Here is an 8,891-nt window from a genome sequence, read left to right as displayed (position 1 = left end):
CACGACCTCAGTATGCCGATTCCCGATAGAGACGGCGAGGGCGCTTGACCGAAACTCCAAGTAGAGAGCAAGACCCTACGTCTGCTCAGCTCCCGGTGAACGATCCCCTATCAGGACAGGCCACCACACCCTTTTCTTGGTCGAAAAGAATGTTGTATCAGCAGGTGCAGCTTGGTCGGATCAGTGCTTGACTGAGCCTGGCGGAGACGCCACGGCGGTGGGGCTCGCCGTCACCAACCTCGACTCAGGTCGACAACAGTCCCTATCTCATCCACTGGCGTGCCCAGGAACCGAGATAGGAGACCAGATGACCACCGACACCATCGTCGTCGGAGCTCATACCCGGACGGCCGACACCGTTCTCTCGAACGCCGCCCGGTTCGCGGCCCGGCTGTCGGCACAACTCGTCGTCGTGCAGGTCGACGACTCCCGCGTCCCCGCTGACCCCGACGACGCCAGCGGCCGAGGGGCGACCGTTCCCCTCGACCCAGACGAGTACGACGACGTCGCCGCCGACAGATCTGCCCTCGAGGCGACGGCAGCCCGGCTCCGCACCGACGCGCAGATCACGGTCGACGTCCGTGTCCTCGCCGGTGACCCCGCTAAGGCGTTGGCCCGCGTCGCCGCCGACACGCACGCCGTGATGATCGTCGTCGGATCCTCGAACGGTCTCGCCGCGGGCCTGAAGGCTGCACTGCACGGGTCCACGGCATCGTTCCTCATGCACCATCAACCCGTGCCGGTGCTCGTGGTGCCGGTCTCGAAGGCCCGGCCGTGACGACCCGGATCGCCCTCGTGCGACACGGCCAGAGCCAGGCCAATGCCGACGGGCTGTTCACAGGCATCACCGACTCACCCCTCACGACCGGAGGCCGTGAAGAAGCCCGCCGTGCTGCACACCTGCTCGACGAGACGGGTTTCCGCCCGGCATCGATCCTGTGCTCACCGCTGGCCCGTGTGACCGAGACTGCCTGCATCATGGTGTCCGAGAACCAGTGGACCGTGCCCGCCACCGTCGACGTGCGACTCCGGGAACGCGACTACGGCGACCTGACCGGACGGACGAAGGCGGATGTTCGCCGCTCAGCCGGCGAGGAGGACTTCACCCTGTGGCGGCGCTCACTGGACATCCCGCCCCCGCCGTCCTCCGACGCGCAGTTCGCGAAGCTGTGGGCTCAGGACGCCCTTCGTCAGGTGGATCCCTCGAACCGCACCCGGGCCGAGAGCCTGCTCGACGTCATCGTCCGGGTCCGCCCCGTCGCCGAGGCGGTCAAGGCCGGTGCCCCCGGCGGCACCGTGCTCGTGGTGGGCCACGGCAACAGCCTCCGCGCACTCTGCCTGTTGCTCGACGCGCTCACCCCACTCGAGGTCGCCGCGCTCAACATCCCGACCGGCCACCCCCTGATCTACGACCTCGCCTCCGACGGGCATCCGCTGACGCGGGGCGGCACGTATCTCGACCCGGCCGCAGCGGCCCTCGCCGCCGCGGTCATCACCCACGAAGGAGGAACCTGACATGAACGACTACATCAGCAACCGCACCATCCACACCCATGACGTCGGCACCTACGTCACCCACGGCGGTGCACACCCCGTCCAGATCGTGTCCGCCCTCGGGCGGTCGATCTTGGACTCACGCGGATTCCCCACCGTCCAGGTCGACCTCGAACTCGCCGACGGCACCCTCGTCTCGGGCGCCGCCCCTGCGGGAGCCTCGACCGGTGCCCACGAGGCCGTGGAACTCCGAGACGGAGGTGCAGCGTTCGGTGGCAAGGGCGTCCGGAAAGCGGCAGAGATGGTCACCACCGAGATCAGCGACCTCCTGACCTCACGCCCGTGGGCCGGGATCAGCGAGATCGACCGTGCCCTCGCCGACCTCGACGGCACCCCGAACTGGTCGCGGCTCGGCGCCAACGCCGTCGTCGCCACGTCGATCGCGGCGTCCCGAGCGCTGGCCCGCGAAGCCGGCCTGTCCCTGCACCGGTGGATCGCCCTGCTGTCGGGGGCGAACGAATCGCTCCCCGTCCCGCACTTCAACGTCCTGAACGGAGGCGCCCATGCAGCCAACGACCTCGATTTCCAGGAGTTCATGATCGCTCCCGTCGGGGCGACCAGTGAGGAGGAAGCGGTGCAGACCGGCGCAGAGGTCTACCATGCCCTGAAAGCGCTCGTACAGACCCGCTACAACACCGCGGGCCTCGGCGACGAGGGCGGCTTCGCCCCGGCGATCAGCAGCCCCGAGGACGCCCTCGACCTCATCGTCCAGGCGATCACCGACGCCGGCCACCGGGCGGCGCTCGACGACGTCGCGATCGCCCTCGACCCTGCCGCGAACGGGTTCGGCGACGGAGACGGCCGGTACCGGGTCGCCGGGCAGGACCTCGACCGTGCGGCCCTCGCGGACCGGTACGGTGCACTGCTCGACGCGTACCCGATCAGGAGCATCGAGGACGCGTTCCACGAGGACGACCACGACGGGTGGGCGCTGATGGCGTCGAGGTTCGGCGGCCGCGTGCAGCTCGTCGGCGACGACCTCTACGTGACCGACCCCGAAAGGATCGCCGAAGGTGCCGAGAAGGGCTGGTCGGACGCCGTCCTCATCAAGCCGAACCAGATCGGCTCCGTCAGCCAGACCCTCGACGCGATCGCCACCGCTCGGTCGCACGGCATGGCCTGCATGGTGTCGCACCGCTCCGGGGAGACCACCGACACGTTCATCGCCGACCTCGTCGTCGGCACCGGGGTCGGCCAGATCAAATCCGGTGCCCCCGCACGCGGGGAGCGGGTCTGCAAGTACAACCGCCTCACCGACATCGAAGCCGATCAGCCCGGACTCCCCTACGGCCTCAGCACGAAGGACGATGCATGACCACCCCCTCACCCGACTCACCGTTTCCGCCGCTGCCCTCGAGGAGAGGCGACGAGTTCGACGGGCTGGGCCAGAACCCGGACCTCGATGTCGACGACTCCACGGGCACCGAAAGGCCCGTGCACCTGCGGTGGCGGTTCATCGGATTCGTCACCCTCGGCGGCACGATCGGCACGGGATTGCGCGAAGCCCTGGCGTTGAGCTTCCCCGCGGCCCCGGGCAGCATCCCCGTCACGATCCTGCTGATCAATGTCGTCGGTGCGTTCGCGCTCGGGCTGCTCCTTGAGTCGCTGGTGCGACGAGGGCCGGACGCGGGTCGCCGACGCGACCTGCGCCTCCTCGTCGGAACAGGCGTTCTCGGCGGGTTCACCACCTACAGCGCCCTCGCGGTCGACACCGCGACCCTGCTCGGTGACGCGCTGCCGATCGCGATCGCCTACGGTGTGGGATCGGTCGTGCTCGGCGCCGTGGGTTCCTGGGCCGGCATCACCGGCGGTGCCGCCCTCCATCGCCGTTCTGAGGCGGCGTCGTGATCGCCCCGTGGCTCTTCGTCGCGATCGCGGTCGCCGGTGGCGTGGGTGCGGCCCTGCGCCTCGTCGTCGACGGCGTCGTCCGCAGCACGTGGTCGGCCCCCATCCCGCTGGCGACCCTGGTCATCAACGTCAGCGGGTCGTTCGTGCTCGGCTTGCTCACCGGTCTCGCCGACCACGCGGGGATGCCCCGAGAGTGGCTGCTCGTCGCGGGCGGCGGGCTCATGGGCGGCTACACCACGTTCAGCACCGCAAGCGTCGAGACCGTGCGCCTCGTAGCCGAGAAGAAATGGGTCGCGGGAATCGCCAACGGCGCGGGCATGCTGCTGCTCGCCGTCGCTGCCGGGCTCGTCGGCCTCACCATTGGCACGTCATGACACCCTTCTGCTGACGAGTCGCGAATGCTCGTGGGGGCTGCCGTCGGGGCATGCTCGTGGTTGCATCAGGTTCGCGGCCGCTTCGTGCAGCCGCACCAGTCGGCGGCCGCCGACTCCCCTTTCCGTTTCGACATACAAGTGCGCAGGAGAAAGCATCATGAGCAACACCGTCATCCATGACTTGGTTTCCGAGATGCTGGGTCGGCTTCCGTCCGGTGGAGGCATCGTGGCTGTGGATGGCGATGCTGGCGAGCAACTCTCGGACATGGGCAGTCAGTTGGCTCGGGAGATCAGCGCGAGAGGCCTCACGTCGTCGGTCCGATCATTCACGGGCGCAGACTTCGAGTCTTCACCCGCCGGCACGGACGTGCTGTTGGTCGTCGGCGAAGGCGCGTTGCAGCCTGGCGTCCGGACGCGGTGGAACTGGACTCTGTGGGTCGAGGCCTCCGGGGTGCGTGATCCGGCGAGCAACGACCGCAGTGCGGTGGCGTTCGAGAGCTACCGGTCGCGTGACGAGCCCAAGGGCGCCGCCTCGGCCATCGTCGACGTCAGTGACCCCGAGGCCTATCGCCGTGACTGGAACGACGCCTGTTCGATCTGAGTCGCTCCCCCCACGCACCCTCGTCGTCCGTGGTCAGGGCAGGGGACGGGGAGGCGCGAGGAGCGTTCCGCGGATGACGCTGCCGTGGAAGGTGCGCGCGGCGACCGTGATCCAGGCCCCGACGAGCCCGATGTAGAACACGACCGCCAGTACCTGCAGCGTGACGAGTCCCGTGTGCAGGGCCAGACCGTTCAGGCCTGTCACGCAGGTGCCGACGGGGAAGGTGAACGACCACCAGGTGAGTGAGAACGGGAGCCCCTGGCGGATGGTGTGGAGGGTGATGGCCGATGCCAGTGCCGCCCACATCAGGGCGAATCCCAGGGTGGGCACACCGTAGACGAGCCCGAAGACGAACAGGGCGTGCGAGGTTTCCTGGTCGACGGCGAGGTGGGCGTTGCCACCGAGAAGGTTGGCCGCGGTGATCGACTGCCCCAGGGGGCCGAGGACGATCCAGAGGGTCGGGACCATGCCGGCCGGGCCGATCTTGTGCTGGGCCAGGCGTGACCAGATCAGCGTGATGATCACGATCGACGCCAGCAACGACAAGCCGAACATCGCGTAGCACCCCCAGAGCATGTTCTGCCTTGCCTGCCCCGCGGGCAGGAAGGGCAGCAGCAGCGCACCGGTCGAGGCAGACACCATCGGAGGAACCACGGGCATGAGCCAGCCGCCGAACGCACTGTCGGGGGCCGTGTCGTGCCGGGTGAACGTCAGGTACGGGACCGCGATCGCGCTGACGAGGCCGAGCACCGTACCGATGGTCCACAACACCCAGTCGATGCCGACCGCCAGGGGCGTACCGAGGACGTCTTTCCCCAAGAGCAGGGTGCCCGCGCCGACGGTCAGCAGCGCCATGGGCGGTGCCCCGTAGAAGTGCGCCATCACCGGATTGAGTCGATGCCCCCGCGCGGTGGCCCGGTAACGCACCCAGTGCAGGACGGTCGCCGTGCTGAGAGCGACCAACAACACGCTGGCCAGTGCCCAGACGATGGTCGCGGCGGGGCGCAGCCCCGGGAACTGCAACGGCAGGGTCGCCGCGGCGTTGGCGACGATGCCCGTCCCCATGATCGACGCGAACCAGTTCGGGGTCAGGTTCGACACGATCTGCCCGCGGTGCTCGAGCTGGCGGAACAGACCGCGTGTGCGGGGTGGGGCGACATCCGGTGTGATCGTGGCAGGCATGCCTCGATCTTCGTACGTGCGTCCGGCTGCCGATACGGGCGGATGCTTGTGGTGTCACAATCGACTCTTGTGACCGGACTCCCTGTTGACCTCGAGACGCTCCGACTGCTGGAGGCGATCTCGAGATCGGGCAGTCTTGGCCGTGCCGCGACATCGGTGGGCATCAGCCAGCAGGCGGCATCGTCTCGCATCACGAGCACCGAGCGGCGGCTGGGTCGCACGTTGCTCGTCCGCTCTCGGGCCGGCTCGGCGCTCACCGAGCACGGACTCCTGGTGTGCGAGTGGGGCCGACCCCTGCTCGAGGCGGCGACCACCTTCGAACGATCGCTGCACACCCTGATGACCGGCGCCTCCGACGCTCTCCTCGTCGCGGCGAGTCAGACGGTGTCAGAGGCGCTGATGCCCCGCTGGATGACAGCGGCAGCGGATCGTGTCCGGGTGCGCCTGGAATCGGGCAACAGCGACTGGGTCGTCGACGAGGTCCGTTCGGGGCGCGCGCACCTCGGGTTCACCGAGACCCCCGATGAGGCCGACGGGCTCGCCAGCACCGTCCTGGGTGTCGACGAACTGCTCGTCGTCGTCTCGCCCGGGCACGCATGGGCATCGAAGTCCGAGCCCGTGACGGCAGCGCATCTCGCATCCACACCGCTCGTGTCTCGGGAGTCGGGCTCGGGCACCCGCCGGACCCTCGAGCTCGCCCTGGGGATCGACCCTGCCCTGATGGCAGAACCCGCTGCGCAGTTGTCGTCGACGGGCGCCATCCGGGCGGCCATCGCCGGCGGTGTGGGCCCGGGAGTCATCAGCTCGTTGCTGGTCGAGGACGACCTCCGCGCCGGGCGCCTCGTCACCGTCCCGGCAGCCGTCGACCTGAGGCGACCGTTTCGCGCCGTGTGGTCGGCAAGTCCGAGCGCCGGGGCACGGGATCTCCTCGCCGTGATAGCCACGTTGCAGCACAGCCCCCACTCCTCGGCGAGATGATCAGAGAAGCGATGCGTGCCGTAGGGCCGTGACGGCCCGCAGGTGCTTCTCGCCGGCACGGGTGGCGTTCGCCGGCGACAGATGGGGTGCCGCGAGCACGGGAAGGACCCTCGCACGCGGTTCCAGGGTGAAGTACCTCATCACGCCCGTCAGGGCTGGAGTGCCGAAGGTCACGATCGCTCGCAGCTGCGGCAGAGAACCGAGCAGCTGAGCGAGGGCAGGGCGTGCGTCTTCGAGATCGGTGACGGTCGGCGCCCGACCAAGGGCCCACGGGACGATGTTCCATCGCAGGTAGACGCTCCTGCCCAGACCCGACTCGATCCGTGCTCGCCTGAACGCTGACGCCGTCGGCCCCGGGTTGTCCTCACTGCTGATCGCGTCCTCGCCCTGCCTGATCGTGGCAGGACCGGGTGATTCCATCAGCACGAGAACTTTCGCCGCTGCTCCTCCACCTGATGGGTCGAAGCCCGGCACGAAGCGCGCACCTCCTGGTCCGGAGCTCCGCCATTCCGATACGAGCCGATCGAGGCCGCTGGGCTGCTGCATCCCTCGACGGTACGACCGTGAGCACCGTTTCCGCCCACGTTCACCGACGATGCGGAACGACCACGACGGCCTCCACTCCGAGTGCGCTCGCACCACAGCAAGTGACTCAGTGGGCGATCCCCTATCGGAACGGAGCACCTCGCGTTAAGTTGCGTGGTCTTGATCAGCGTGGCGCAGGGCCTACGGGCGTGGGGTCCACCCGGACCAACGACCTTCGGACAACTCAGTCAGACGCTCAGCCCAGAGGCGTCGCTCACGCCTGCGAACGCCCTTGAGTGGCATGACGCCTGACCAGTCCCTGCTCGAGCTAGTCAAAGACCACCGAGCTTGTCCAGACCGCCCCGGCTTAAGGCCTTCAGCCACGCCACCGCGGGCCAGCTGCAGGAACACTTCCTCCAAGGCGTCGGCGACCTCCTGCCAGGTCTCATCGCACAAGTCACAACCGCAGAACCACATGTCGAACTGGCTGAAGAGCCCTGCGAAAACAGAGATGACTCCTGGCGCCGCGCCGAATACCAGCCACACCGTGACCTCGCCGGAGCGACGCGACGAGATGCGAACAATGCGTGACACGTCGTGGCCGAGCCCCCGGGCGTGTGTGGGCGGCAGCGCGACCGGAGCATCGACGACGACGTCGTACTCACGATCGACATACTCGATGAGAGCCTGCGCAACAGCGCCAACGGGGCGGAACCGCTCCCCAGAATCCCAGGTCGGCTGGTCGCCCATGTTGTGGGAACGCTCCCCTTCGCGGACGCCTGCGAAGACAGGACGGGCGTACTCGTTCACGTCGGAAGAATAGCCCTCGAGAGCCCACCGTCCAGGCCGATGATCCAACGCCCTCCAATGGCCCCTAGTCGAGGAAGCGTCCCCAGGACTGGCCGTCCTCGCGACGGCACAAACCACGTCCCTTTTGGCGATCGGCTATCGGGCAACACCCCGTTTTATCTTCTGGCCCGACTTCAGAGACAGCCATGCCCTTCTACGTCAACGCTCTTGGCGGTGTATCAACGAGAATGGTTCATATGGCGCACACGGACACTGGCCCGGTTGGCACTTTGACGACCGTCATCGGCCAGCTGCTTGATCCACAGGTATCTCGCAAGTTCCACGGGCACATCATCGTCTCCAGCGGTGGAGACGAAACCCGTTACGAGGTGTGGGCTGATCCCGAGACGGGCTGCTGGGAAAGCGTCGACCACGCCGCTGGCATACGAGACGTTTACAACCCCATCGACGGACTGCTACTGACCTCCCCTGGGCAACGCGATGAAGAGGACGTCGATCGAGGCACCGTTGAAAACATGCCAGCTCACCTGGGTCTTTTCTTCCCCCTAAGGATGGGTATCTGGTCAAGGTCCCGGGACCGCTGGCGCATGACGGGCGCGACAACGGGCGCAGATGGTCGCACGGTTGTCGGCTTACAGGCCTTGGATGACAACTCACAGGGAAGCCTGACCGTGACCACCGACGGCGTTCCGGTCCTCTTCCGTGAGCCCGAACAGGACATCGTCTTGGAGATGCACGAAGCTTTCGGGGGCAGACCTGACTTCTGGTGGAAGAAGTAGCTGACCGCCCCCGAACACCAACTCCCGTGAAGTCCATGGATGTGCCAGTTAGTGCTTAAGCGACTGCCCGGCCGGCGATCGACTAACGGGCACCAGCTTCGACTCCGCTAACGTGCCGACACGAGCCACGGAAGGAGCACCCTTGAGAGTCACAGTCGAAGTGGGCGATTGGGAGCACGAATGTTGCGGCCCGGCGATCGAACGCAACGATGTAGTCGACCTGGGCTGTCTTCGTTGGCG

The 8,891-nt window shown here is 67.5% G+C and carries 11 protein-coding genes; 8 read left to right on the top strand and 3 right to left on the bottom strand.

What is annotated here, in order from left to right; all coding sequences use genetic code 11:
* The first annotated feature begins 307 nt into the window (after positions 1-307).
* The 6 genes from IFT36_RS08155 to IFT36_RS08130 all read left to right on the top strand — a co-directional run bounded on the left by IFT36_RS08155 (position 308) and on the right by IFT36_RS08130 (position 4,377).
* Positions 308-778 carry a universal stress protein gene (locus IFT36_RS08155; RefSeq protein ID WP_056049983.1) on the top strand — a complete coding sequence of 157 codons (471 nt, stop codon included), beginning with the start codon at positions 308-310 and terminating at the stop codon, positions 776-778.
* Positions 775-1,515 carry a 2,3-bisphosphoglycerate-dependent phosphoglycerate mutase gene (locus tag IFT36_RS08150; protein ID WP_200412854.1) on the top strand — a complete coding sequence of 247 codons (741 nt, stop codon included), beginning with the start codon at positions 775-777 and terminating at the stop codon, positions 1,513-1,515. Before IFT36_RS08155 ends, IFT36_RS08150 begins: the two co-directional genes overlap by 4 nt.
* 1 nt (position 1,516) lies before the next feature.
* Positions 1,517-2,869, top strand: a complete 1,353-nt coding sequence (gene eno, locus IFT36_RS08145; protein WP_082460667.1) for a phosphopyruvate hydratase — start codon at positions 1,517-1,519, stop codon at positions 2,867-2,869.
* Complete coding sequence (locus IFT36_RS08140) at positions 2,866-3,402, top strand: fluoride efflux transporter FluC (RefSeq protein WP_082460666.1); 537 nt, start codon at positions 2,866-2,868, stop codon at positions 3,400-3,402. Before eno ends, IFT36_RS08140 begins: the two co-directional genes overlap by 4 nt.
* Positions 3,399-3,776, top strand: a complete 378-nt coding sequence (locus tag IFT36_RS08135) for a fluoride efflux transporter FluC (RefSeq protein ID WP_307785063.1) — start codon at positions 3,399-3,401, stop codon at positions 3,774-3,776. The genes IFT36_RS08140 and IFT36_RS08135 overlap by 4 nt, the downstream gene beginning before the upstream one ends.
* Before the next feature lie 157 nt (positions 3,777-3,933).
* A complete protein-coding gene (locus IFT36_RS08130) occupies positions 3,934-4,377 on the top strand; it encodes a nucleoside/nucleotide kinase family protein (RefSeq protein WP_056228989.1) in 444 nt (147 codons plus the stop codon).
* Between the two features lie 33 nt (positions 4,378-4,410).
* Here IFT36_RS08130 and IFT36_RS08125 read toward each other — a convergent pair whose 3' ends face one another.
* Complete coding sequence (locus tag IFT36_RS08125) at positions 4,411-5,478, bottom strand: TDT family transporter (protein ID WP_307785062.1); 1,068 nt, start codon at positions 5,476-5,478, stop codon at positions 4,411-4,413.
* A gap of 12 nt (positions 5,479-5,490) precedes the next feature.
* Here IFT36_RS08125 and IFT36_RS08120 point away from each other — a divergent pair, with 12 nt between their 5' ends.
* Positions 5,491-6,537 carry a LysR family transcriptional regulator gene (locus IFT36_RS08120; RefSeq protein WP_200412853.1) on the top strand — a complete coding sequence of 349 codons (1,047 nt, stop codon included), beginning with the start codon at positions 5,491-5,493 and terminating at the stop codon, positions 6,535-6,537.
* Here IFT36_RS08120 and IFT36_RS08115 read toward each other — a convergent pair whose 3' ends face one another.
* Both IFT36_RS08115 and IFT36_RS08110 read right to left on the bottom strand, forming a co-directional pair.
* Complete coding sequence (locus IFT36_RS08115) at positions 6,538-7,083, bottom strand: uracil-DNA glycosylase family protein (protein WP_123570951.1); 546 nt, start codon at positions 7,081-7,083, stop codon at positions 6,538-6,540.
* A 180-nt stretch (positions 7,084-7,263) separates the two neighbouring features.
* Positions 7,264-7,872, bottom strand: a complete 609-nt coding sequence (locus tag IFT36_RS08110; protein ID WP_200412852.1) for a DUF6226 family protein — start codon at positions 7,870-7,872, stop codon at positions 7,264-7,266.
* Between the two features lie 185 nt (positions 7,873-8,057).
* Here IFT36_RS08110 and IFT36_RS08105 point away from each other — a divergent pair, with 185 nt between their 5' ends.
* Positions 8,058-8,651 (top strand): hypothetical protein, encoded by a 594-nt coding sequence (locus tag IFT36_RS08105; protein ID WP_200412851.1) that lies wholly within the window; start codon positions 8,058-8,060, stop codon positions 8,649-8,651.
* The last annotated feature ends 240 nt before the right edge of the window (positions 8,652-8,891 follow it).

The sequence above is a fragment of the Frigoribacterium sp. CFBP 13605 genome (assembly GCF_014839405.1).
Taxonomy (GTDB): domain Bacteria; phylum Actinomycetota; class Actinomycetes; order Actinomycetales; family Microbacteriaceae; genus Frigoribacterium.
This window is presented reverse-complemented; position numbering and strand designations above follow the sequence as displayed.

Bases quoted from the DNA above. Each gene is read 5' to 3' on its own strand.
- IFT36_RS08155 (WP_056049983.1), top strand. From the start codon at position 308: ATGACCACCGACACCATCGTCGTCGGAGCTCATACCCGGACGGCCGAC.
- eno (WP_082460667.1), top strand. From the start codon at position 1,517: ATGAACGACTACATCAGCAACCGCACCATCCACACCCATGACGTCGGC.
- IFT36_RS08140 (WP_082460666.1), top strand. From the start codon at position 2,866: ATGACCACCCCCTCACCCGACTCACCGTTTCCGCCGCTGCCCTCGAGG.
- IFT36_RS08130 (WP_056228989.1), top strand. From the start codon at position 3,934: ATGAGCAACACCGTCATCCATGACTTGGTTTCCGAGATGCTGGGTCGG.
- IFT36_RS08115 (WP_123570951.1), bottom strand. From the start codon at position 7,083: ATGCAGCAGCCCAGCGGCCTCGATCGGCTCGTATCGGAATGGCGGAGC.
- IFT36_RS08105 (WP_200412851.1), top strand. From the start codon at position 8,058: ATGCCCTTCTACGTCAACGCTCTTGGCGGTGTATCAACGAGAATGGTT.